At 72.1% G+C, this 24,417-nt stretch carries 19 protein-coding genes; 7 read left to right on the top strand and 12 right to left on the bottom strand.

All coding sequences use genetic code 11. The annotated features are described in order from the left end of the window. Positions 1 to 122: 122 nt before the first annotated feature. A complete protein-coding gene (locus B082_RS0118135; protein WP_018553237.1) occupies positions 123 to 1,211 on the bottom strand; it encodes a branched-chain amino acid aminotransferase in 1,089 nt (362 codons plus the stop codon). 234 nt (positions 1,212 to 1,445) lie between these two features. After that, on the bottom strand, positions 1,446 to 2,519 hold the full coding sequence (locus B082_RS0118130) for a 3-isopropylmalate dehydrogenase (protein WP_037710418.1): 1,074 nt from the start codon (positions 2,517 to 2,519) through the stop codon (positions 1,446 to 1,448). Between the two features lie 130 nt (positions 2,520 to 2,649). Here B082_RS0118130 and B082_RS0118125 point away from each other — a divergent pair, with 130 nt between their 5' ends. Continuing rightward, a complete protein-coding gene (locus B082_RS0118125; protein WP_018553235.1) occupies positions 2,650 to 4,215 on the top strand; it encodes a purple acid phosphatase family protein in 1,566 nt (521 codons plus the stop codon). 19 nt (positions 4,216 to 4,234) lie between these two features. On the opposite strand, the gene B082_RS40260 is transcribed toward B082_RS0118125, so the two are convergent. After that, the gene (locus tag B082_RS40260) at positions 4,235 to 4,366 is read right to left on the bottom strand and encodes a hypothetical protein (RefSeq protein ID WP_018553234.1); all 132 of its coding nucleotides are present in this window, start codon (positions 4,364 to 4,366) and stop codon (positions 4,235 to 4,237) included. 257 nt (positions 4,367 to 4,623) lie between these two features. Beyond that, the gene (locus B082_RS0118115) at positions 4,624 to 5,505 is read right to left on the bottom strand and encodes a LysR family transcriptional regulator (protein ID WP_026249920.1); all 882 of its coding nucleotides are present in this window, start codon (positions 5,503 to 5,505) and stop codon (positions 4,624 to 4,626) included. Positions 5,506 to 5,623: 118 nt separating this feature from the next. Between B082_RS0118115 and B082_RS0118110 the strand changes: the two genes are divergently transcribed. The 4 genes from B082_RS0118110 to B082_RS0118095 all read left to right on the top strand — a co-directional run bounded on the left by B082_RS0118110 (position 5,624) and on the right by B082_RS0118095 (position 9,374). Continuing rightward, positions 5,624 to 6,637, top strand: a complete 1,014-nt coding sequence (locus B082_RS0118110; protein WP_018553232.1) for an NADP-dependent oxidoreductase — start codon at positions 5,624 to 5,626, stop codon at positions 6,635 to 6,637. A gap of 102 nt (positions 6,638 to 6,739) precedes the next feature. Then, entirely contained in the window at positions 6,740 to 7,312 is a 573-nt protein-coding gene (locus B082_RS0118105) for a CDP-alcohol phosphatidyltransferase family protein (RefSeq protein ID WP_018553231.1), read from the top strand. Then, on the top strand, positions 7,309 to 8,169 hold the full coding sequence (locus tag B082_RS0118100) for a phosphatidate cytidylyltransferase (protein ID WP_018553230.1): 861 nt from the start codon (positions 7,309 to 7,311) through the stop codon (positions 8,167 to 8,169). The genes B082_RS0118105 and B082_RS0118100 overlap by 4 nt, the downstream gene beginning before the upstream one ends. Further along, positions 8,169 to 9,374, top strand: a complete 1,206-nt coding sequence (locus B082_RS0118095; protein WP_018553229.1) for a lysophospholipid acyltransferase family protein — start codon at positions 8,169 to 8,171, stop codon at positions 9,372 to 9,374. Before B082_RS0118100 ends, B082_RS0118095 begins: the two co-directional genes overlap by 1 nt. A 114-nt stretch (positions 9,375 to 9,488) precedes the next feature. Here B082_RS0118095 and pruA read toward each other — a convergent pair whose 3' ends face one another. After that, positions 9,489 to 11,120 (bottom strand): L-glutamate gamma-semialdehyde dehydrogenase, encoded by a 1,632-nt coding sequence (pruA, locus tag B082_RS0118090; RefSeq protein ID WP_018553228.1) that lies wholly within the window; start codon positions 11,118 to 11,120, stop codon positions 9,489 to 9,491. A 38-nt stretch (positions 11,121 to 11,158) separates the two neighbouring features. Then, positions 11,159 to 12,139: a proline dehydrogenase family protein gene (locus tag B082_RS0118085; RefSeq protein WP_018553227.1), complete on the bottom strand. Its 981-nt coding sequence runs from the start codon at positions 12,137 to 12,139 to the stop codon at positions 11,159 to 11,161. Between the two features lie 188 nt (positions 12,140 to 12,327). Between B082_RS0118085 and B082_RS0118080 the strand changes: the two genes are divergently transcribed. Next, positions 12,328 to 13,470 (top strand): PucR family transcriptional regulator, encoded by a 1,143-nt coding sequence (locus tag B082_RS0118080; RefSeq protein ID WP_018553226.1) that lies wholly within the window; start codon positions 12,328 to 12,330, stop codon positions 13,468 to 13,470. Between the two features lie 135 nt (positions 13,471 to 13,605). Here B082_RS0118080 and serA read toward each other — a convergent pair whose 3' ends face one another. The 6 genes from serA to B082_RS0118050 all read right to left on the bottom strand — a co-directional run bounded on the left by serA (position 13,606) and on the right by B082_RS0118050 (position 23,277). Next, positions 13,606 to 15,198, bottom strand: coding sequence for a phosphoglycerate dehydrogenase (gene serA, locus B082_RS0118075; RefSeq protein WP_018553225.1), 1,593 nt, complete (start codon positions 15,196 to 15,198; stop codon positions 13,606 to 13,608). Between the two features lie 262 nt (positions 15,199 to 15,460). Further along, entirely contained in the window at positions 15,461 to 16,462 is a 1,002-nt protein-coding gene (gene ilvC / locus B082_RS0118070; RefSeq protein ID WP_018553224.1) for a ketol-acid reductoisomerase, read from the bottom strand. 107 nt (positions 16,463 to 16,569) lie between these two features. Beyond that, positions 16,570 to 17,097, bottom strand: a complete 528-nt coding sequence (gene ilvN / locus B082_RS0118065) for an acetolactate synthase small subunit (protein WP_018553223.1) — start codon at positions 17,095 to 17,097, stop codon at positions 16,570 to 16,572. Positions 17,098 to 17,120: 23 nt separating this feature from the next. Further along, positions 17,121 to 18,977, bottom strand: coding sequence for an acetolactate synthase large subunit (locus tag B082_RS0118060; protein WP_026249919.1), 1,857 nt, complete (start codon positions 18,975 to 18,977; stop codon positions 17,121 to 17,123). A gap of 214 nt (positions 18,978 to 19,191) precedes the next feature. Continuing rightward, positions 19,192 to 22,035, bottom strand: a complete 2,844-nt coding sequence (locus tag B082_RS0118055) for a putative bifunctional diguanylate cyclase/phosphodiesterase (RefSeq protein ID WP_026249918.1) — start codon at positions 22,033 to 22,035, stop codon at positions 19,192 to 19,194. Between the two features lie 279 nt (positions 22,036 to 22,314). After that, a complete protein-coding gene (locus B082_RS0118050) occupies positions 22,315 to 23,277 on the bottom strand; it encodes a 2-hydroxyacid dehydrogenase (RefSeq protein WP_018553220.1) in 963 nt (320 codons plus the stop codon). A 174-nt stretch (positions 23,278 to 23,451) separates the two neighbouring features. Here B082_RS0118050 and B082_RS0118045 point away from each other — a divergent pair, with 174 nt between their 5' ends. Next, complete coding sequence (locus B082_RS0118045; RefSeq protein ID WP_018553219.1) at positions 23,452 to 24,408, top strand: aldo/keto reductase; 957 nt, start codon at positions 23,452 to 23,454, stop codon at positions 24,406 to 24,408. Positions 24,409 to 24,417 lie beyond the last annotated feature (9 nt).

Here is a 24,417-nt window from a genome sequence, read left to right as displayed (position 1 = left end):
AATCATGACGAACGAGGACACGGAAGCAGTCTGGCACAGGACCGCCCCCGCGCCCCGCCCCGTCTCAGGATGCGGTCGCGGGAAGTCCGGGCACCGGGCCCGGCCCTCCCGCCCGCGCGCCCTTACGCCAGGGAGTGCATCCAGCCGTGGGTGTCCTCGGCGACACCGCGCTGGATGTCGAGCAGCTGCTCGCGCAGCCGGAGGGTGACCGGGCCGGGCGTGCCGTCGCCCTGGGTCCACTCGGCGCCCGCGCTCTTCACGGTGCCGACGGGGGTGATGACGGCGGCCGTGCCGCAGGCGAAGACCTCGGTGAGGGTGCCGGCGGCGGTGTCGTCGCGCCACTGGTCGATGGAGACGCGGGCCTCCTCGGGCTCGTAGCCGAGGTCGGCGGCGACCTTGAGGAGCGAGTCACGGGTGATGCCCGCGAGCAGGGAGCCGGTCAGGGCCGGGGTGACGATCTTGTTGCCGTAGACGAAGTAGAGGTTCATCCCGCCCAGCTCCTCCACCCACTTGTGCTCGACGGCGTCGAGGTAGGCGACCTGGTCGCAGCCCTTGGCGGCGGCCTCGGCCTGGGCGAGGAGGGACGCGGCGTAGTTGCCGCCGGTCTTGGCGTCGCCCATGCCGCCGGGGACGGCGCGCACCCGGTCCTCGGAGAGCCAGATGGAGACCGGCTTCACACCGCCGGGGAAGTAGGCGCCGGCGGGCGAGGCGATCACGACGAAGAGGTACTCGTTGGCCGGCCGCACACCGAGGCCGACCTCGGTCGCGATCATGAAGGGACGCAGGTAGAGGGACTCCTCGCCGCCGTGCGGCGGCACCCACGCCTCGTCCTGGCGGACGAGCGCGTCACAGGCCGCGACGAAGGTCTCGACGGGCAGCTCGGGCATGGCGACCCGGTGCGCGGACGCCCGGAAGCGGGCGGCGTTGGCCTCGGGGCGGAAGGTGGCGACCGAGCCGTCGGGCTGGCGGTAGGCCTTGAGGCCCTCGAAGATCTCCTGGCCGTAGTGCAGCGTCATATTGGCGGGATCGAGCGCCAGCGGCCCGTACGGGACGAGCTGGGCGTCGTGCCAGCCGCGGCCCTCGGTCCACTTGATCGTCACCATGTGGTCGGTGAAGTAGCGGCCGAAACCGGGATTGGCCATGTACGCCTCGCGCTCCGCGTCGGACAGCGGGTTCGAGGAGGGCTTGAGCTCGATCGTGGGCGTCGTCATGAGTTGTCCTTCACCGTTTTGTGTGTGTAGGACCGCGTCCGCGCCCCTGACGGGGACAGGTGCTAGGACGTCCGAGCTTCACTGCGAACCACGGTCCCGTTCGATTATCGCCCGACGGGGGCCGTGCAGGAAATGGCGCGAATGCGGTCCAGGGTTCGATGGTGACACCCGGGGCCGCACAGGAGAAGCCGCCGGGTGCGTTGCGACCCGGCGGCTTCTGTGGGAGTCGTCGGATCAGCCCGCTACGCGTACCGCGAGGGCGTCGCCGATCTCGTCGGTGCTGCGAGCGGAACCTCCCCCAGAGCCCGAAGAGCCTGGGAGCTGCCCCCCTCGCTCCGCGAGGTCGGCGGAGACGGCGTCCTCGATGCGCGCGGCCTCGGCCTCGTAGCCGAGGTGGCGCAGTAGGAGGGCGACGGAGAGGATCGTGGCGGTCGGGTCGGCCTTGCCCTGCCCCGCGATGTCGGGGGCGGAGCCGTGGACCGGCTCGAACATCGACGGGAAGGCGCCCGTCGGGTTGACGTTGCCGGAGGCGGCCAGGCCGATGCCGCCGGAGACGGCCGCGGCGAGGTCGGTGAGGATGTCACCGAAGAGGTTGTCGGTGACGATGACGTCGAAGCGCTCCGGCTGCGTGACGAAGAAGATCGTCGCGGCGTCGACATGCAGGTAGTCGGTGGTGACCTGCGGGTATTCGGCGGCGACCTTGTCGAAGGTGTTCTTCCACAGGTGGCCCGCGTAGACGAGGACGTTGTTCTTGTGGACCAGCGTCAGCTTCTTGCGCGGGCGGGCGGCGGCGCGCTCGAAGGCGTCGCGGACGACCCGCTCGACACCGAAGGCGGTGTTCAGGCTGACCTCGGTGGCGACCTCGTGCTCCGTGCCGGTGCGCAGCGAGCCGCCGTTGCCGGTGTACGGGCCCTCGGTGCCCTCGCGGACGACGACGAAGTCGATGTCCGGACGGCCGGCCAGCGGGGTGTCCGTGTTCGGGAACAGCTTCGACGGCCGCAGGTTGATGAAGTGGTCGAAGGCGAAGCGCAGCTTCAGCAGCAGCCCGCGCTCCAGGACGCCGGAGGGCACGGACGGGTCACCGATCGCGCCGAGCAGGATGGCGTCGTGGCCCTTGAGGGCTTCGAGCTCCGCGTCGGGAAGGGTTTCGCCGGTACGGTGCCAGCGCCGGGCGCCAAGGTCGTACTCCTTGGTCTCCAGCTTCACATCCTGCGGGAGAACAGCGTTGAGGACCTTGAGGCCCTGGGCCACGACCTCCTGGCCGATACCGTCACCGGGGATCACTGCGAGATTGATGCTGCGAGACATGTCCGGCACCTTACTGCCCGTCCCACCCCATGACACGTCACGTCCACCATACGGACACATGGGCAGCTGTACGTGTACCGTTCACCTATTCGACGGGATCAGGTCAGGCGGCCGGTGGAGGTTGTCGGCCATGGACATCCCCCGTTTCGGTATCCCCGAGAAGCTCGCCGACCGCATGAGCATGGCCGAGCAGCACGACTACCTGCGCACCCGGCTGACCCGCCGCGGGGCGCTGCGGACCGGCGCGGCGACCGCGGCCGTCGTCGGCACCGGGATCGGCCTCGCCTCCTCCCCCGCCTACGCGGCGCCCACCGTGGTCACCTCGCGCGCCACCACCCGGGTCGACGGCTCGCTGGTCGCCCCGTTCGGCCGGCACCTGGCGTACGGCGCCGACCCGAGGACGCGGATGGCGGTCTCCTGGCAGGTGCCGTTCGCGGTGCGCCGCCCCTACGTCCGCATCGGGCTCAAGCCGTGGGCGCTGAGCCGGAAGATCGACGCCGAGGTGCGCCACCTGACGACGCCGCTGCTGAACGACGGCAAGATCGCGGCGGCCGAGCAGTTCTACGTACACGCGTCCCTGGAGCGGCTGAAGCCCGGCACGACGTACTACTACGGCGTCGGCCACGACGGCTTCGACCCGGCCGACACCCGCAACCTGGGCACGCTCGGCACCTTCACCACCGCGCCCCCGCACGCCCGGAACTTCACCTTCACCGCCTTCGGCGACCAGGGCGTCAGCTACCACGCGCTCGGCAACGACCAGCTGATCCTGGGCCAGAACCCGGCCTTCCACCTGCACGCGGGTGACATCTGCTACGCCGACCCGTCGGGCTCCGGCCGGACGAGCGACACCTATGACGCGCGCACCTGGGACCAGTTCCTGGCGCAGACGGAGACGGTCTCCAAGACCGTGCCGTGGATGGTGACGACCGGCAACCACGACATGGAGGCCTGGTACTCGCCGGACGGCTACGGCGGCCAGAACGCCCGCTGGACCCTGCCGGACAACGGCCCGGACCCGGTCAACCAGCCCGGCGCCTACTCCTTCGTGCACGGCAACGTCGGCGTGATCGCGCTGGACGCCAACGACGTCAGCTACGAGATCCCCGCCAACTTCGGAATCAGCGGCGGCAGGCAGACCAAGTGGCTGGACCGGCGCCTGGGCGAGCTGCGGGCCCGCCACGACATCGACTTCCTGGTGGTCTTCTTCCACCACTGCGCCTTCTCCACGACGAACGCGCACGCCTCGGACGGCGGGGTGCGGGACGCCTGGGTGCCGCTCTTCGAGAAGCACCAGGTGGACCTGGTCATCAACGGGCACAACCACGTCTACGAGCGCACCGACGCGATCCTGAGGAACACCGTGAAGCGCGAGGTGCCCATCGGCGGGCGCACCGACCCGAGGCGGGACGGCATCGTCTACGTCACGGCGGGCGGCGCGGGCAAGGCGCTGTACGACTTCCCGGCGCCCGACAGCTACGAGGGCCACGTCACGGACCTGGAGAGTGTGGACACCTACCACGTGGCCGAGGGCGGCGCGAAGAGCACCGAGACCGTGGAGTGGTCGCGGGTGCGCTACACGGGCTTCTCGTTCCTCGCGGTGGAGGTGGAGACCGGGCGGAACGCCCGGATGAAGGTCACCGCACTCGCCGAGTCCGGCGAACGCGTCGACCACTTCGAGATCAGCCGCGGCTGAGCGCGGCCGGCGGGCCGGTTCAGTGACCGGTGGCGCCGCCGTTGTCCCTGCGGTCGAGGGCGCGCTGGAGGGCCGCGGCGGCGGCCTTGCGCTCCGATTCGGCCGGGCGGTGGGCGTGACGGACGCGGCGGCGGATGGTGGTCTCGGCCATGGTGGATCGACTCCTTGAGATCGCGCGGATTTCGAGATCGAACAGCGTGAAGTGATGTCGAGATCAGTGATTTCGAGGTGCCGGAAGGGGCGGGGAGCAGGCGCCGCAGGGGTTGCCTGCTCAAGGGCGCGCGCTCACGACCGCCAGTCGCTTGATCGAGCGAGACGTTCGGCTTCTACAAAGCTAGAACAGCCTCGCCGGTCTGTCTCCATAATTACTCGGACTTCCTACTATCTGAGACGGAGGTTTACGGCGACTCACCCGCCGCTCACTCTCAGCTCCCGGATGAGGGCCCGCACGGCGGGGGAACGTGCCAGCTCAGGGGTGGTGACGTAGCCCACGGAGCGGGTCGGGCGCTCCGGTCCGAGTGCGGTGATCCCGACGGTGTCCGGTGCTCCATGGAGGGACAGTCCGGGCATGATCGCCATGCCGAGACCGGCGGACACCATCGAGAGCACCGCTCCGTCGTCCTCGGCCTCCACGGTCGCCCGCGGAATCCAGTCCTGCGCCGCCCACCAGTCCCGGGTGTACGAGGTGCAGTTCTCCGCCCAGTCCAGCAGCGGCAGCGTCCGGGGCGCCGGATGACCGGCCGGGTACACGAGGGCGTACTCCTCCTCCCGCAGCACTCCCCCGACCAGCTCATCGGGGACCGGCGCACTCGTCCCGATGGTCGCGATCCCCAGATCGGCGCGCCCGGCCAGGACCTCGCCCGCCGTGCCCCGCCCCAGCTCGCGCACCACCCGCACCACCGGTTCGATCCCCGGGTGGCGCGCCCGCAGCCGTTCCAGGGCGGGCGGCAGCAGATGCAGCGCGGCGCTGCGGAAGGCCGCGATCCGCAGTACCCCCGCCGGGGCGGCCGCCCCGGGCCCGGCCGCGGCCGCCCGCGCCTCGGCGCCCATCAGCTCCAACAGCCGCAGGACGCGCCGGGCGTACCCGAGTGCGCTCGCGCCCGCCGGGGTGGGCGTGGCACCCTTGCGGCCGCGCTCGAAGAGGACGGCGCCGATCCTGCGCTCGCTCGCCCGGACCGCGTGGGAGACGGCCGACTGCGTCATGTCCAGAGCCACGGCGGCGCCGGAGAAGCTGCCCGCGCTCTCGACGGCGAGCAGGATGCGCAGCTCGTGCGGGGTCAGGTCGGCCATCGCGCGGGTCCCCTCGATCCATTCGATCCGCCGATCCATGAAAGCTGTTCATGGAAACGGTCTTTCCATCGACGCAACCCGCTGCCGGGCCGGAAAGTTCCTTCCTACGGTCACTGCCATGACGACGACCCGCACCGCCCGCGCCTTCCACCTGACCGCCCGCCCCACGGGCTTCCCCACCCCGGATCTCTTCGCCCTCGCCGAGTCCCCGCTGCCCGCCCCCGCCCCCGGGCAGGCCCTGGTGGAGAACCTCTACCTCTCCGTGGACCCGTACCACCGCGAGGAGATGGACGAGGGCTGGGAGCTGAACGCACCGTTGGAGGGACGCGCGGTGGGCCGGGTCACCGCCTCCCTGGACCCGGGCCTCGCGGAGGGCGACCTCGTCTTCCACCGGCAGGGCTGGCGCACCCACGCCCTGGTCACGGCCGGCACCGACGGCACCCGCCTGCTCCCGTCGTACGAGGGGGTGCCGCTGACCGCCCACCTCTCGATCCTCGGCGGCACGGGGCTCACCGCCTACGTGGCCCTGACGCGTGTCCTGGAACTGCGGCCGGGGCAGGACCTGTTCGTCTCCGCCGCCGCGGGCGGGGTGGGCACGGCGGTCGGCCGGATCGCCCGGCTGCTCGGCGCGGGCCGGATCGTCGGCAGCGCGGGCTCGGCGGCGAAGGCCGCCCGGCTCACCTCGGAGCTCGGCTTCGACGCCGCGTTCGACTACCACGACGGGCCGGTCGGCGAGCTGCTGGCGAAGGCCGCGCCGGACGGGATCGACGCCGCCGTGGACAACGTCGGCGGAGACCACCTGGAGGGCACGATCGCGGCGATGCGCGAGTTCGGCCGGATCGCCTGGGTCGGCGCCATCGCCCAGTACCACTCGGCCCACCGGCCGCCGCCGGCCCCGCGCAACCTGTTCGACGTGGTGGGCAAGAGCCTGCGCCTCGAAGGCGTGCTCGTCCGCAACCACCGGGACGCGCAGGGCGAGTTGGAGGCCCTGCTCGTGCCTCGGCTGCGCACCGGCCGGATCGCGCCGGACGTCACGGTGGTGGATGGGTTCGAGCGGACCGTGGACGGCTTCCTGGGCATGCTGCGCGGCGAGAACACCGGCAAGATGCTGATCCGTACGACCGGGCAGTAGCCCATCCGTACGGCCGGGCAGTAGCCCCCCGCCCGGGTACTCAGCCGTACTTGAGTACCCGCCCCGTGCCGAAAGAACGTGCGTCGCACGAGAGTTGCAGCCATGAACGGCCTCTACGCTCTCAAGCCCTGGTACGCGGACCGGCTCTCCGGTGTCCGCGCCTCGCTGGCCCGCCGTGAGGTGTCGCCCGACACCCTCACCGCCGCCGGTGTGGCCGCCGCGGCCGGTGCCGCCGCCGCCCTGGCCCTGCTGCCCCCGGGCCCGGCCGCCCTGCCGGTCGCGGTCCTCCTCGCGGCGCGGCTCGCCTTCGCCAACCTGGACGGCGCGCTGGCCCGCGACACGGGCCGTACGACCCGGCGCGGCGCGGTCCTCAACGAGCTGGGCGACCGGGTCGCGGACCTGGTGGTGCTGGCCGGTTTCCTGGCGCTCGCCCCGCTCGGGCTGGTGGCCGTGGCGGCCCTCGCGGCCACGCTGCCGTCCTGGGTCTCGCTGGCCGGGGCCGCCGCCGGGGCGCCCCGGCGCAACGGCGGCCCGGTCGGCAAGACCGAGCGCTGCCTGCTGGTGGTGGTCGCCGCCGCGAGCGGCTGGGCCGTCCCGGTGCTGATCGTGATCGCCGCGGGCTCGCTGCTCACCGCGGCGCTCCGGCTGGCCGGACTCCGGCGGGAGTTGGCATGAGCGCCGTACTGATCGCCGAGGAGGCGGCCGCCCGCGCCCTGCCGCTCGTCGCGGGTGTGCTGGGCGCGGGCGGGGTCGCCGTCGCGGTCCTCCCCGCGCGGTTGCGGATGCGCGCCGAACTGCGCAGGCGCTGGCGGACCTGGGCGCTGGTCGCCCCGGTCTTCCTGGGGGCGTTCTTCCTGGGCGGCGGCGGAACGTACGCGCTGGCCGCCGGGCTCGGCGTGGTCGCGGCCGGCGAGTACGCCCGGATGGCGGGGCTGCGCCGGGGCGACCTGGCCGTGCTGGTGACGGCCTCGGTGGCCCTGCCGGCCCTGGCGTGGCTCGCCCCGCACCTGCTGGACCCGCGTGCGGCGGCCCTCCTCCTGGTCGCGGCGGCGCTGCCGTCCGTGCTGGGCGGCGACGACCGGTCGGGCTTCACCCGGACCGCCCGGACCGTGTTCGGCCTGCTGTGGATACCGGTCGCGCTGACCGGCCTGGTGACGCTCGGCGAGACGGCGGTCGCGGTGGGCCTGGCGGTGGCGCTCGGCGATGTCGGCGCCTGGTGCGGCGGTACGGCACTCGGGCGGCGCGGACCGCTGTCCCGCCCCCTGTCGCCGCTCTCCCCCAACAAGACCTGGGCCGGTGTACTGGGCGCGGGACTCGCGACGGCCCTGCTCCTGCTGGCGCTCGGCGAGTTCGGCCTCCCCCTGTGGGGTGCCGTCATCGGCGGCTGTGTCCTGGGTGACCTGGTCGAGTCGATGGTCAAGCGCGAGTCCGGGGTGAAGGACGCGGGCAGCTGGCTGCCGGGCTTCGGCGGGCTGCTCGACCGGATCGACTCCCTGCTGGTGGCCCTCCTCCTGGCGATGGTGATGACGTGATGACGACCCTGCTGCGCACCCCCGGCCACCGGGTCCTCCCGGTCCGCTCCCGCGTCGCCTCCGCGCTGCGGCGCGGACTGTGGTGGGGCGTGCTCAGCCTCACGGGCGGGGTCGAGCGGCGCGGCCGGCTGCCGCGCGGCGGCTGCGTGGTCGTCGCCAACCACACCTCGCACGCGGACACCGCGGCCCTCCTCGCCGCCCTCGACGCCCGGCACGGCCCGGCGATCGGCGCGGCGGCCGACTACTGGTTCGCCTCCCCCTGGCGGCGGCGGATCTGCCGCAGGCTGGCAGCCGGCTTCCCGGTGCGGCGGGCGGGCGGCGGCATGGCGGACCTGCTCTCGATGACCGGCGAGCTGCGGGAGGGCCGGGCGGTCGTGCTGTTCCCCGAGGGCACCCGGGCGAAGGACGGCGCCCTGGGCTCCTTCCACCGGGGCGCGCTGGTCCTCGCCGACGAGGCGGGGGTCCCGGTGGTGCCGGTGGGCATCGCGGGCACGGACCGGCTGCTGCCCAAGCACGGCCGGCTGCGCTCGTCCCTGGTCCGGGTCACGATCGGCGAGCCGCTGCCGTCCGGGGTCTCCCCCGAGGCCGCCCGCGACGCGGTGCGCGAGCTGCACGACCGCACGGCCGCCGAACCGCTCGGGGACTCCGCGGCGCGCAGGCGGGTGGCCGCCGTCGTCACCTCGCGGCTGGGGCTGCCGCTGGCGTTCTGCTGGGCGTTCGCGGAGGCGCTGAGCTGGCCGCTGATGCCGGAGCTGCTGCTGGGCGTGGTGTGCGTGGCGGTGCCCCGCGCGGCCCTGCGGATGTCGCTGGCCGCCCTGGCCGGCAGCCTCGCGGGCGGGCTGCTCGCCCTGCACCTGGCGGCGGCGGGCGTGCACCTGCCGGCCCCGCTGACCACGGACCGGATGCGCGCGCAGGTCCGCCAGGAACTGGCCCTGGAGGGCGCGGCGGCGGTACGCCACCAGCCGTGGAACGGCATCCCCTTCAAGGTGTACGGCGCCGAGGCGGGCCGGGCCCCGGTGCCCGCGAAGGACTGGCCGGCCGCTTCGGCGGCGGCGCGGGGTGCCCGGACCCTGACGGTGGGCCTGGCCTTCGCCGCGTTCGGCCTGCTGCTGCGCCGCCACCGTCGGCTGTACGGCCGCTACCTGGCGCTGCTGGGCGGCGGGTCCGCGGCCGGGCTGGCGCTGATCGTGCACGGCTGGGGCTGATCGTGCGCGGCTGGGGTTGGGGGGCGCCCATGGAAACCGCCCCCCGTCCGGCAGGGGAACCGAACGGGGGGCGGGACTCGGGGCGGGGCGCCGGGGTGGGGCGCCCCGGGGGTGTCAGCCCTGGTGGGGGTAGGTGTACTCGGTCGGCGGGACCAAGGTCTCCTTGATGGCCCGGGTGAGGGTCCAGCGCTGGAGGTTCTGCGGCGCGCCCGCCTTGTCGTTCGTACCGGAGGCGCGGCCGCCGCCGAAGGGCTGCTGGCCGACGACGGCACCGGTCGACTTGTCGTTGATGTAGAAGTTGCCCGCGGCGTACCGCAGCTTCTCCATCGTGTACGCGGCAGCGGCGCGGTCGTTCGCGATGACGGAACCGGTCAGGGCGTAGTCGGAGACCGACTCCATCTGCTCCAGCATCGCGTCGTACTTCTCGTCCTCGTAGACGTGCACGGCGAGGATCGGGCCGAAGTACTCGGTCGTGAAGACCTCGTTCTCGGGGTCGCTGCACTCGATGACGGTCGGACGGACGAAGTAGCCCACCGAGTCGTCGTACGTGCCGCCCGCGATGATCGTGCACGCCGGGTCGGCGGCGGCGCGGTCGATGGCGGCCTTGTTCTTCGCGAAGGAGCGGTCGTCGATGACGGCGCCCATGAAGTGCGACAGGTCGGTGACGTCGCCCATGGTGATCGAGTCGACCTCGGCCGCGAACGCCTCCTTGAAACCGGAGTTCCAGATGGAGGCCGGGACGTAGGCGCGCGACGTGGCCGAGCACTTCTGGCCCTGGTACTCGAAGGAGCCCCGGGTCAGGGCGGTCTTCAGGATCGCGTGGTCGGCCGAGGGGTGGGCGACCACGAAGTCCTTGCCGCCGGTCTCGCCGACGAGCCGCGGGTAGGTGCGGTAGTTGGCGATGTTGTTGCCGACCGTCTTCCACAGGTGCTGGAAGGTGGGCGTCGAGCCGGTGAAGTGGATACCGGCCAGGTCGCGGTGGTTGAGCGCCACCTCGGAGACGGCGATGCCGTCGCCCGTCACCAGGTTGATGACGCCCTTGGGCAGGCCCGCCTCCTCCAGGAGCCGCATCAGCAGCACGGCGGCGTGCGTCTGCGTCGGGGACGGCTTCCACACCACGACGTTGCCCATGAGGGCGGGCGCGGTCGGCAGGTTGGCCGCGATGGCCGAGAAGTTGAACGGCGTGATCGCGTAGACGAAGCCCTCCAGCGGGCGGTGGTCCATGCGGTTCCACACGCCCGGGGAGTTCGCCGGGGGCTGCTCGGCGAGGATCTGGCGCGCGTAGTGCACGTTGAAGCGCCAGAAGTCGATCAGCTCGCAGGGACAGTCGATCTCGGCCTGCTGGGCGGTCTTGCCCTGGCCGAGCATCGTGGAGGCGGCCAGCGTCTCGCGCCAGGGGCCGGAGAGCAGCTCGGCGGCGCGCAGGATGATGGCGGCGCGGTCGTCGAAGGACATCGCGCGCCAGGCCGGGGCGGCGGCCAGGGCGGCGTCGATCGCGTCCTGGGCGTCCTGCTCGGTGGCGCCGGCGAAGGTGCCGATGACGGCCTTGTGGTTGTGGGGCTGCACGACGTCGACGCGCTCGCCGCCGCCCATCCGCTTCTCACCGCCGATGGTCATCGGCAGGTCGACCGGATTCTCGGCGAGCTCCTTGAGCTTCGCCTCCAGCCGGGCACGCTCCGGGGAGCCCGGGGCGTAGGAGTGGACCGGCTCGTTGACCGGCACGGGGACCTGGGTCACAGCGTCCATGGTTCCTTTGCTCCTTCAGGTAGAGGGATGGAAGGGGCTCAGCCCTTGGTGAGGATGGAGCGGCCGAAGAACAGCAGGTTGGCCGGCTTCTCCGCGAGACGGCGCATGAAGTAGCCGTACCAGTCGGTGCCGTACGCGGTGTAGACACGCATCCGGTGGCCCTCCGCGGCGAGCCGGGTCTGCTCGTCGGTGCGGATTCCGTACAGCATCTGGAACTCGTACTCGTCGGGCTTGCGCCCGGCCTTGCGGCCCAGTTCCTGGGCGATGGCGATGAGACGGGGGTCGTGGGACCCGATCATCGGGTAGCCCTCGCCCTCCATCAGGGTCCGCAGGATACGGACGTACGCCTTGTCGATCTCGGCCTTGTCCTGGTACGCGACGGAGGCGGGCTCCTTGTAGGCGCCCTTCACGATCCGCACCCGGCTGCCGGCCGCGGCGAGGCGGCGGGCGTCCTCCTCGGTGCGGAACAGGTACGCCTGGATGACGCACCCGGTCTCCGGGTGGTCCTTCCGCAGCTCCTCGTGGATGGCGAACATCGAGTCCAGGGTGGTGTGGTCCTCGGCGTCCAGGGTGACCGTGGTGCCGATCGCGGCGGCGGCCTCGACGACCGGGCGCACGTTGGCGAGGGCCAGGTCGTGGCCGCCGGGGAAGGTGTCGGCGGAGCCGGAGGCATCTCCGTCGAGGGAGGCTGTGGACGACGGAAGGGCCTGGCCGAACATCGAGAGCTTGACGGACATCTCCGCCCGGGTGCCCAGACCGAGGTCCTTCAGCCGGTCGATCAGCTCCAGATAGGCGTCGCGCGCGGCGGCGGCCTGCTCGGGCGTGGTGATGTCCTCGCCGACCACGTCGAGGGTGAGCTCCAGGCCCCTGCCCGCGGCGTCCTCGATGACCGTGACGACCTGGTCGAGCGTCTCACCGGCGATGAAGCGGTCCACGACCTGCTTGGTGCCGGGCGCGGCCGAGACGAACCGACGCATCTTGTCGCTGCGGGACGCGGCGAGAATCACGGGACCCAGCACGGGGCACCTCCACGGAAAGAACGAACGAGGCCGCACCGCCGCATAAGCCCGGTAGGGAACATAAGCGGTACAGCACGGAGAACCACCGTGAAATCTAAGGATTGCTCCGATCCTCGGCCATCGACAGCTGTCACGCATCCGTGCCCTGGATCTCAGACATATGTCTGAAGGGGTGCGAGAATGGCCGGGTGAAGGGCGATTACCAGGAGCTGGTGGACGAGATCTCCGCGCTGCTCGGCGTCCCGGCGACGCTGGAGAACCGCGACTTCGGCCTGGTCGCCTTCGGGGCCCACGACAGCGACGACACCACGGCCATGGACCCGGTCCGCACCCGGTCGATCCTGACCCGCCGCTCCACCCCGGCGGTCCGCGCCTGGTTCGAGAACTTCGGCATCACCCGCGCCACCGGCCCCGTCCGCATCCCCGCCGCCCCCGAGGCCGGTGTCAACCGGGACCGGATCTGCCTGCCGGTACGCCATCGGGGTGTCGTGCTCGGCTACGTATGGCTGCTGGACGCGGACCCCGGGCCGACCGACCGGCAGTTGGACGCGGCCATGGAGGTGGCGGCACGGATCGGGGCGCTGCTCTTCGACGAGGAGCGGGCGGGCACCGGCCTGTCCCGGGAGTTCGGTGCGGCCCTCACCGCCGGGCGCGGCTGGCAGCGGGACATGGCGGTGGCCGCGCTCGGCGAGGCGCTCGGCCCGGACGCGGAGGGGCTGCACACCGTGGTGTGCGTGGCGCCGTGGCCGGACGAGACGCCCGCGGTGCGCACGGTCCCCTCGGCGGCGGCGCTGACGGGCGCCCCGCTCCCGGGCGGGTCCGGGCCGCCCGCGCTGGCCGCCCTGATCCGGCTGCGCTCCCCCGATGTGCTGGACCCCGCGCTCACCGCGGCCGGCCGGCTGCGCGCCGAGGCGGGGACGGCCGCCACCGCCGGGATCGCGGTCCCGCGCCGGGGCCTCGCGGAGCTGGCCGACTCCTGGCACGAGGCGTCGGCGGCGGCCCGCGCGGCGGCGGCGGAGAGCCGGTACGGCCCGGTCGCCGAGTGGCCGGCCATCGGCCCGTACCGGACGCTGACCACGCTCGCCCGGGGCGCGCCGCCCGACCATGCGGTGCGCCCGCTGCTCACCCCGCCCCACCGGGACCTCGCCCGCACCGCAGAGGTGTTCCTCGACTGCGCCGGCCAGGCCTCGCGGACCGCCGCCGAGCTGGGCATCCACCGCCAGACGCTGTACTACCGCCTCTCCCGGGTCCAGCAGCTCACCGGCCTCGACCTGAACGACGGCGAGGACCGGCTGCTGCTGCACATGGCACTGAAGGCGGCACGGCTCTGATCATCGGACCCGCCCGCCCGGCGGACGGGCTCCCGGTGTCCCATGACAGCAGCGCACCCGGCATGCGGACGTCGCGCACGACGCGCGTCCGAATGCCGGGTGCGGAAGGTACTGCCGGGGCCGGAGGGCCGGGGCTCAGTCGGTGAGGTTCACCGAGCGGGCCGAGGCCGCGCCGATCTCCGAGGAGATCTCGGTCAGCACCGACGGCGGGACGTCGTCGTCGACGGTGAGGACGACCAGCGCCTCGCCGCCCACGTCGGCGCGGGAGACCTGCATGCCCGCGATGTTCAGCCCGGCCTCGCCGAGGATCTTGCCGACCGCGCCGACGACGCCGGGGCGGTCCTCGTAGCGCAGCACGATCATGTGGTCGGCGAGCGCCAGGTCCACGTCGTGCTCACCGATGGCGACGATCTTCTGGAGGTGCTTGGGACCGGCCAGCGTGCCGGAGACCGCGACCTCCTGGCCGTCGGACAGCGTGCCGCGGACGGTGACCACGTTGCGGTGGTCGGGCGACTCGGAGCTGGTCGTCAGGCGGACCTCGACGCCGCGCTCCTGCGCGAACAGCGGGGCGTTGACGTAGGACACGGTCTCGTCCACGACGTCCTCGAAGACGCCCTTGAGCGCGGAGAGTTCGAGCACCTTGACGTCGTGCTGGGTGATCTCGCCGTAGACCTCGACGTCGAGGCGGGCGGCGACCTCACCGGCGAGCGCCGTGAAGATCCGGCCGAGCTTCTCGGCGAGCGGCAGGCCGGGGCGCACGTCCTCGGCGATGATGCCGCCCTGGACGTTGACCGCGTCGGGCACGAGCTCACCGGCGAGCGCGAGGCGCACGGACTTGGCGACCGCGATGCCCGCCTTCTCCTGGGCCTCGTCGGTGGAGGCGCCGAGGTGCGGGGTGCAGACGACCTGGTCGAACTGGAACAGCGGGGAGTCCGTGCAGGGCTCCTTCGCGTACACGTCGAGGCCGGCGCCGGCGACGCGGCCCTCCTTGAGCGCGGAGGCCAGCGCCTCCTCGTCCACGATGCCGCCGCGCGCGGCGTTGACGATGCGCACGGTGGGCTTCACCTTGTGCAGGGCCTCGTCGCCGATCAGGCCGAGCGTCTCCGGGGTCTTGGGCAGGTGCACGGTGATGAAGTCGGAGACCTCCAGCAGCTCGTCCAGCGAGAGGAGCTTGACGCCCATCTGCGCGGCGCGCGCGGGCTGCACGTAGGGGTCGTAGGCGACGATCTTCATGCCGAAGGCCGACATGCGCTGGGCGACCAGGACGCCGATGCGGCCGAGGCCGACGACGCCGAGGGTCTTCTCGCTCAGCTCGACGCCGGTGTACTTCGAGCGCTTCCACTCGCCGATCTTCAGCGCGGTGTTGGCCTGCGGGATGTGGCGCGCGGTGGCCACGAGCAGACCGCAGGCCAGCTCGGCGGCGGTGACGATGTTGGAGGTCGGCGCGTTCACGACCATCACCCCGGCCTTGGTGGCCGCGGAGACGTCGACGTTGTCCAGACCGACGCCCGCGCGGGCGACGACCCTCAGCTTCTTCGCGGCGGCGATGGCCTCGGCGTCGACCTTGGTGGCGGAGCGCACCAGGATGGCGTCGACATCGGCGATCGCGGGGAGGAGCTCGGCGCGGTCCGCGCCGTTGCAGTGCCGGATCTCGAAGTCCGGGCCCAGGGCGTCCACCGTGGCGGGCGACAGCTCTTCAGCGATGAGTACGACAGGTTTCGAGCTCACGTGAGTCCTCACAGATCCATGGCGGACGGCCGTCCCGACGGCCGCAGGCGTGGAGGGGCTTGCCGCGTGGAAGACGCACGACACTGTGGGCCTGACGCGTGTATGGGGAGAAGTGTAGTCATGCGCGAGGACGCATTCCGCCGCCCCGTTGGAAGGATCACCCTCATGAGGCCGGTCGACTTGTACACCCGTACGACGCCGCCTCTTCCAGCGGTGGAGTGACCCCGGGGGCGGGCCGTGGCCCGCCCCCGGGGCGGCGGTGCTACGCGTCCTCGTCGTTGACCCAGCTCATGAGCTTGCGCAGCTCACGGCCGGTGGTCTCCAGCAGGTGGTCGCCGTCGGCCTTCTTGTACTCGTTGTACTTGGGCAGGCCGTTGTGGTACTCGGCCATCCAGTTCTTGGCGAAGGTGCCGTCCTGGATCTCGGCCAGAACCTTCTTCATCTCGGCCTTGGTGGCGTCCGTGATGATGCGGGGGCCGGTGACGTAGTCGCCCCACTCGGCGGTCTCCGAGATGGACCAGCGCATCTTCTCCAGGCCGCCCTCGTACATGAGGTCGACGATGAGCTTCAGCTCGTGCAGGCACTCGAAGTAGGCGATCTCCGGCTGGTAACCGGCCTCGGTCAGGGTCTCGAAACCGGCCTTGACCAGGGCGGCGGTGCCGCCGCAGAGAACGGCCTGCTCGCCGAAGAGGTCGGTCTCGGTCTCCTCGGTGAAGGTCGTCTTGATGACGCCGGCACGGGTGCCGCCGATGCCCTTGGCGTACGACAGGGCGAGCGCCAGGCCGTTGCCGGAGGCGTCCTGCTCGACGGCCACGATGCACGGGACGCCGCGGCCCTCCTCGTACTGACGGCGGACCAGGTGGCCCGGTCCCTTCGGGGCGACCATGCAGACGTCGACGCCCGCCGGCGGCTTGATGAAGTCGAAGCGGATGTTCAGGCCGTGGCCGAAGAACAGCGCGTCGCCGTCCTTGAGGTTGTCCTTGATGGACTCCTCGTAGACCTGGGCCTGGATCGGGTCCGGGACGAGGATCATGATGACGTCGGCCTCGGCGGCGGCCTCGGACGGGGTCACCACGCGCAGGCCCTGCTCCTCGGCCTTGGCCTTGGACTTGGAGCCCTCGTGCAGACCGACACGGACGTCGACACCCGAGTCACGCAGCGACAGCGCGTGGGCGTGGCCCTGGCTGCCGTAGCCGATGACCGCGACCTTGCGGCCCTGGATGATGGACAGGTCGGCATCGTCGTCGTAGAACAGCTCGGCCACTGGGTCTTCTCCTTGGTGTGCAGGTGTTGCGTCCCACCGTACGGCGGGGTGCGTCAGATACGTTTTCGGGTCTCGCCATACGAGCGGCGCGGCGGGGCCCCTGATGGTTACGCCGTGCGGTCCAGGGCGCGCAGGGACCGGTCGGTGATCGAGCGCGCGCCACGGCCTATGGCGATGGTGCCGGACTGGACGAGCTCCTTGATGCCGTACTGCTCCAGCATCTTGAGCATCGCCTCCAGCTTGTCGGCGCCGCCGGTCGCCTCGATCGTGACGGCCTCGGGCGAGACGTCGACGGTCTTGGCGCGGAACAGCTGGACGATCTCGACGATCTGGGAGCGGGTCTCGTTGTCGGCGCGGACCTTCACCAGGACGAGCTCACGCTGGATCGCAGCGGACGGCTCGAGTTCGACGATCTTCAGGACGTTGACCAGCTTGTTGAGCTGCTTGGTCACCTGCTCCAGGGGCAGGTCCTCGACATTCACGACGATGGTGATGCGGGAGATGTCGGGGTGTTCGGTGGTTCCGACCGCGAGCGAGTCGATGTTGAAGCCGCGGCGGGAGAACAGGGCGGTGATCCGGGCCAGGACGCCGGGCTTGTTCTCGACCAGGACGGAGAGCGTGTGCTTGGTGGACATGGGAGTCGTTCTCTCTCTGTCTCTCAGTCGTCTTCGTTGTCGCCGAAGTCGGGGCGGACACCGCGGGCGGCCATGACCTCGTCGTTGGAGGTGCCGGCGGCGACCATCGGCCACACCATGGCGTCCTCGTGGACGATGAAGTCGATGACGACCGGGCGGTCGTTGATCGCGTTGGCCTCGGCGATGACCTTGTCCAGGTCGGCCGGGTCCTCGCAGCGGATCGCGTAGCAGCCCATGGCCTCGGAGAGCTTGACGAAGTCGGGCACCCGGGTGCCCTTCGCCGCGTTGCCGTCCGTGTCGGCGCCGGAGTGCAGCACGGTGTTGGAGTACCGCTGGTTGTAGAAGAGGGTCTGCCACTGGCGGACCATCCCGAGCGCGCCGTTGTTGATGACGGCGACCTTGACCGGGATGTTGTTCAGGGCGCAGGTGGTGAGCTCCTGATTGGTCATCTGGAAGCAGCCGTCGCCGTCGATCGCCCAGACCGTGCGGTCGGGCATGCCGGCCTTGGCGCCCATCGCGGCGGGGACCGCGTAGCCCATCGTCCCGGCGCCGCCGGAGTTCAGCCAGGTGGAGGGCTGCTCGTACTGGATGAAGTGCGAGGCCCACATCTGGTGCTGGCCGACTCCCGCGGCGAAGATCGTGTCCGGCGGGGCGAGTTCGCCGATGCGCTGGATGACCTGCTGCGGGGAGAGGCTGCCGTCCTCGGGGAGGTCGTAGCCGAGCGGGTAGGTCTCGCGCCAGCGGTCGAGGTCCTTCCACCAGGCGGTGTAGTCGCCGGCGTTGCCCTCGGTGTGCTCCGCCTGGACCGCCTGGACGAGGTCGGCGATGACCTCGCGGGCGTCACCGACGATCGGGACGTCGGCCGCGCGGTTCTTGCCGATCTCCGCCGGGTCGATGTCCGCGTGGACGATCTTGGCGTACGGGGCGAAGCTGTCCAGCTTGCCGGTGACGCGGTCGTCGAACCGGGCCCCGAGCGCGACGATCAGGTCGGCCTTCTGGAGCGCGGTGACGGCGGTGACCGAACCGTGCATGCCGGGCATTCCCACGTGCAGCGGGTGGCTGTCGGGGAAGGAGCCGAGCGCCATCAGGGTGGTGGTGACGGGCGCCCCGGTCAGCTCGGCCAGGACCTTCAGCTCGGCGGTGGCGCCGGCCTTCATGACGCCGCCGCCGACGTACAGCACCGGGCGCCTGGCCTGGGTGATGAGCCGGGCGGCCTCGCGGATCTGCTTGGCGTGCGGCTTGGTGACCGGGCGGTAGCCGGGCAGGTCCATGACCGGCGGCCAGCTGAAGGCTGTCTTCGACTGGAGCGCGTCCTTGGCGATGTCGACGAGGACGGGCCCCGGACGGCCGGTGGAGGCGATGTGGAAGGCCTCGGCGATCGTGTGCGCGATGTCCTCGGCGCGGGTGACCAGGAAGTTGTGCTTCGTGATCGGCATGGTGATGCCGCAGATGTCGGCTTCCTGGAAGGCGTCCGTGCCGATGGCGCCGGAGGCCACCTGGCCGGTGATCGCGACCATGGGCACGGAGTCCATGGCGGCGTCGGCGATCGGGGTGACGAGGTTGGTCGCACCGGGACCCGAGGTGACCATGCAGACGCCGACCTTGCCGGTGGCCTGCGCGTAGCCGGTGGCCGCGTGGCCCGCGCCCTGCTCGTGGCGGACGAGGATGTGGCGGACCCGGGTGGAGTCCATCAGCGGGTCGTACGCCGGGAGGATGCAGCCGCCGGGGAGGCCGAATACCGTGTCGGCCCCGACTTCCTCGAGAGAACGGATGAGGGACTGCGCGCCCGTGAGGTTCTCAACGGAGGCGGCGGGCGATCCGCCGTTACGGGCCCGCGGCTGGGGATGGTGGGCCCCGGTGGCCTGCTCGGTCATCGGCATTCTCTTCTCGAAGCTGAGGTTTCTGCGAGTGTTTTACGACGTTTTGCGAGGTTCGGTGCAACAAAAAACCCCTCGTGCCGTGAGGCAAGCGAGGGGAGCGCGCCGGTGCGGTCTGCAGAGTGTCATGAGGGACTCTGCTTCAGCCGACGCGCTTTCCAAGTACGAGAATTCGGGTGCGCATGGCATTGACCCTCTCTCCGACGCCCGCGGAGTGTCAAGTGGGTGGGACGGGTGTCTCACCATGTGAGCCGGTGAGAGAGGGGACCCAGCCGCTCGTCAGGACCGGCTGCGCGGGCACCGTGCCCGGGACCGGGAACGTACCTCGGACCAGGGCGCGGCGCAGCCGGTACTCGTCGAGCGGCCCGGAGAAGGCCATGCCCTGGCCGTGCGTACAGCCCATGGCGCGGAGCGCGAGAACCTGCTCGGGGACGTCCACGCCGTCGGCGACGGACTGCATGCCGAGGTCGCAGGCGATCCGCAGCAGACCGCTGGTGATCTTGTGCAGCCGGGCGGACTCGACCACGCCCTCGACCAGGCCGCGGTCCAGCTTGAGCACGTCGATGGGGAGCCGGCGCAGGGCGTTGATCGCCGCGTAGCCGCTGCCGAAGCCGTCGAGCGCGATGCGCACGCCGAGGCGGCGCAGGGCGGCGAGGCGCTGCTCCAGGTCCTCGAAGGAGACCCGTGGGTCGCTGTCCGCGACCTCGATCATGAGCGCCTCGGAGGGCAGCCCGTACCGCGTGAGCAGCGCCTCGACGGAGCCGGCCGGCAGGGCCCGGTCGAGCAGCCGGCGGGCCGGGAGGCGGACGGCGACGGAGACCTGGTGGCCGGCCCTGGCCCGGTCGGCGGCCTGCTCGACGGCCTCTTCGAGGAGCCAGCGGCCGAGCTCCGCGGTGCGGTCGCCGTCCTCGGAGATCCGGAGGAACTCGGCGGGGGTGAACAGGATGCCCTGGGCCGAGCGCCAGCGGGCCTGGGCGGCGACGGCCGCGACCGTGCCGCTGGCCAGGTGCACCACGGGCTGGTGCAGGAGCGCGAACTCGCCGTCCCGCAGGGCGCTGCGCAGCCGGGTCGCCAGCTCGGAGCGGCGCACGACATCGGCCTGCATCTGCGGGGCGTACAGCTCGACGCGGTTCTTGCCGCCGGCCTTGGCGCGGTACATGGCGAGGTCCGCGTTGCGCATGAGGTCGTTGGGGGTGATGCCGGGCTCGGCGAAGGCGACGCCGATGGAGGCGGTGACCCGGACCTCGCCGGCCCCGATGCGGTAGGGCTCGGAGAGCGTGAGGCGCAGCCGGTCGGCGATCTCGTGGACCTGGCACTCGCGGGCGTCCTGCTCGCGGCCCGCGTCGCCGACGATGAGGGCGGCGAACTCGTCGCCGCCGAGGCGGGCGGCGGTGTCCCCGGCCCGGACTGCGTCCTGGAGGCGGCGGGCGGCCTGGATGAGCAGTTCGTCGCCCGCCTGGTGGCCGAGCCGGTCGTTGGCCGCCTTGAAGCCGTCCAGGTCGATGAAGAGCACGGCGGTGCCCGCGTCCCCGGCCCGGCGCCCGCCCAGCGCCTGGCGGACCCGGGTGGTGAACAGCGCGCGGTTGGGCAGGTCGGTGAGCGGGTCGTGCTCGGCGTTGTGCTGCAACTGGGCCTGGAGGCGGACCCGTTCGGTGACGTCCCGGCTGTTGAGGATCAGGCCGCCCTGGTGGCGGTTGACGGTGGACTCGACGTTCAGCCAGTCGCCGGAGCCGGAGCGGAAGCGGCACTCGATGCGGGTGGTGGGCTCATCGGCGGGCGGGGCTGCGAGGAAGCGGCGCACCTCGTGGACCACCCGGCCCAGATCGTCGGGGTGGATGATCGAGGAGAGCTCCGCGCCGACCAGCTCGTCCGGGTCCCGCCCGTAGACGCCGACGGCCGCGGGGCTGACGTAGCGCAGGACGCCGCTGGGGGCGGCGATCATGATGACGTCGCTGGAGCCCTGGACCAGGGAGCGGAAGTGGTTCTCCTTCTGGGCCAGTTCCTGGGTGAGGGCGATGTTGTCGACGAGCATGATGCCCTGGCGGACGACGAGCGCGAGCACCACCGTGCACCCGGTGAAGACGACGACGCGGTCGACGCGGCGGCCCTCGATGACGTTGTACAGGATGCCCAGCGTGCAGACGGCGGCGGCGAGATACGGGGTCAGCGCGGCCAGCGAGCCGGCGATGGGGCGGCTGGTGGTGCGCGCTCCGGTGGCCGCCGGGTCCTGGACGGCGTCGTCCGCCTCACGGGCGGCGCCCCAGGGGGCGTACGCGAGGAGCAGCGAGCCGGCGAACCAGCCGGCGTCGAGCAACTGCCCCGAGTGGTAGGTCTGGCGCAGCAGCGGCGAGGTGAACAGGGCGTCGCACAGGACGGTCAGGGCGAGCGCGGCGATGGCGGTGTTGACCGCGGCGCGGTTGACGCTGGAGCGGCGGAAGTGCAGTGCGAGCACCATGGAGACCAGCACGATGTCCAGCAGCGGGTAGGCCAGCGAGAGGGCGGCGCGGGCCACGCTGTCGCCCTCCACGTCCGCGACGTGCGCGGTGTGGGCGAGAGCGAGGCTCCAGGAGAGGGTCAGGAGCGAGCCGCCGATCAGCCAGGAGTCGAGGGCCAGGCAGACCCAGCCGGCCCGGGTGACGGGCCGCTTGGCGAGGACGAGGAGGCCGACGATGGCGGGCGGCGCGAAGCAGAGGTAGAAGAGGTCGGCGAGGGAGGGGCTCGGCACCGGCACCCCGCGCACGAACTCGTACCAGCCCCATACGGCGTTGCCGCCCGACGCCATCAGTGAGGAGAGCGAGAAGAGCAGCCAGGCGGGCCGGAGCCTGTTGTCCGCGGCGCGGGCGAACAGGAAGCAGGAGACGGCGGCGGCGAGCGCGGCGGCACTGAGGCCGAAGTCGCCCATGAACAGGGCGACCTGGACCGAGCCCCAGCCGGTGGCCGCACCCACCGCGTATCCCCCGCAGACGAGGCCGAGGACGAGCTGCGCGAGCAGCGCGGACGCGCGGCCCACCCCGGACTGCCCGGCGGTGAGCGCTCCGCGGGTGCCCGCCGGGGCGCTCACCGCGGTGCCCCCGAGGTGCCCGGCCGGCTGCGGCGCCGGTACACCGGCCCCCTGGCCGGTCGCCGGCCCCGCGGTGTCGGATCGTTCGCCCATCGGCCGTCCATCGCCCGTCGCCCCCCTCGCGTGTGGCTGGCTCCCCGGCGCCGTCCCTGCCACGGCGCAGCCCCCCTTTCGGGACGATACACCAGACTCGTCACTCAGGGACATAGTTCCTCTACTCTCCGTGACGACCTGTGGTGTTGCGGCCACGGAGCGGAGCCGGACGTGCTCGGTGCGTGCTCAGCCGGTGGTGCGTACGACGTTGTCCAGCGGCTCGCCCGCGGCGAACCGCGTGAGCTGTCCGGCGATCAGCCGCTTGGCGCGCGGCAGGAACGCCGAGGTACTGCCGCCGACATGCGGGGTGATCAGGACGTGGGGAGCATGCCAGAGGGGGTGGCCCGACGGCAGCGGTTCCGGGTCGGTGACGTCGAGAGCGGCGCGCAGCCGGCCGGATTCCAGTTCGGACAGCAGGGCCTCGGTGTTGACGACCGGGCCCCGGGCGACGTTGACCAGCAGCGCCCCGTCCCGCATCGCGGCGAGGAACTCCGGGCCCACCAGCCCCTGTGTGGAGGGGTTCAGCGGGGTGGAGAGGATGACGACATCGGCCTCGGGCAGCAGCGCGGGCAGGTCGTCGAGCGTGTGTACGGGTCCGCGTGCGGTTGTCCGCGCGGAGCGCGCGACGCGTGCGACCCGCGCGCACTCGAACGGCGCGAGCCGGTCCTCGATGGCCGAGCCGATCGAGCCGTACCCCACGATCAGCACGGACTTGTCGGCGAGCGACGGGTAGAAGCCGGACCGCCACTCCTCCTTGTCCTGGCCGTGCACGAAGCCGGGGATGCCGCGCAGCGAGGCGAGGACCAGCGCGAGGGTCAGCTCGGCGGTGGACGCCTCGTGGACGCCCTTGGCGTTGCACAGCCGTACGCCCGCGGGCAGTCCGGCGAGACCGGGCTCGACGTGGTCGATGCCCGCCGACAGCGTCTGCACGACCCGGACGCCGCTCATCGCGCCGAGCGGCCGGACCGCGACGTCCAGGCCCTTCATGTAGGGGACGACGTAGTAGGCGCAGTCGGCGGGGTCGGCCGGGTAGTCCTGCCCGCCGTCCCAGAAGTGGTACGTGAGGCCCTCGGGAAGCCCCTCGATCTCGTCGGCGGCGAAGGGCATCCAGACGTCGGGCCCGGGGGCGGAGTGCGTGGTGGAAGTCATGGTCAGGAGGCTATGCGAAGCCGGGCGGGAGGCAGAGGTTAGCTTTGGGGGGTGGTGCGAGGTCGTGTCCGTGAGGTCCCGTCGCACGCCCGCGGGCCAGGCGGGACTTTACGACACGGCCGAGGGAGGTTCGGGGAGTTGGAGCGCAGGAGTCTGGGTGCGGCGGCGCTCGCCGTGGGTGCGGTCGGTCTCGGCTGCATGCCGATGAGCTGGGCGTACAGCGCCTCGCAGCAGCGGGGCGACCGTGCGCTGCGGGCGGTGCACGCGGCACTCGACGCGGGCGTCGATCTGCTCGACACCGCTGACATGTACGGCCCGTTCACCAATGAACTGCTGGTGGGGCGGGCACTGAAGGGGCGCCGGGCGGACGCGTTCGTCTCCACCAAGTGCGGGCTGCTCGTGGGCGATCAGCACATCGTGGCCAACGGCAGGCCCGGCTATGTCCGACGGGCCTGTGACGCCTCGCTCAGGCGGCTCCAGACCGATGTGATCGACCTGTACCAGCTGCACCGGGCCGACCCCGAGGTGCCCGTCGAGGAGACCTGGGGCGCGATGGCGGAGCTGGTGGCCGCGGGCAAGGTCCGGGCGCTGGGGCTGTGCGCGGTCGGGGCGCGGGCCGCGCGGCGGCCGGGTGCGCGGACGCATGACGGAACGATCCGGCAGCTGGAGCGGGTTCAGCAGGTCTTCCCGGTCAGCGCGGTGCAGGCGGAGCTGTCGGTGTGGTCGCCGCAGGCGCTGGAGTCGCTGCTGCCGTGGTGTGCCGCCCGGGGCGTGGGCTTCCTGGCCGCGATGCCGCTGGGCAACGGCTTCCTGACGGGGACGCTGACACCTGGGCAGGGTTTCGAGCCGGAGGATCTGCGGGCCAGGCATCCCCGCTTCACGGCGGAGATGATGGCGGCGAACCAGCCCGTGGTGGCGGGGCTGCGGCGGACAGCCGAGCGGCACGGGGCGACACCCGCGCAGGTGGCCCTTGCCTGGGTCCTGCGCCAGGGGCCCCAAGTCGTTCCGGTGCCGGGCACCAAGCGGGAGGAATGGGCCGTCGAGAACGCGAGGGCGGCCGGCCTCGCGCTGACCGACCGGGACCTCGCGGAGATCGACCGGCTCCCGGCGGCGCGCGATTCCTGGGACTGAGCCGACGGG

The organism is Streptomyces sp. ATexAB-D23 (assembly GCF_000373645.1).
Lineage (GTDB): Bacteria > Actinomycetota > Actinomycetes > Streptomycetales > Streptomycetaceae > Streptomyces > Streptomyces castrisilvae.
This window is presented reverse-complemented; position numbering and strand designations above follow the sequence as displayed.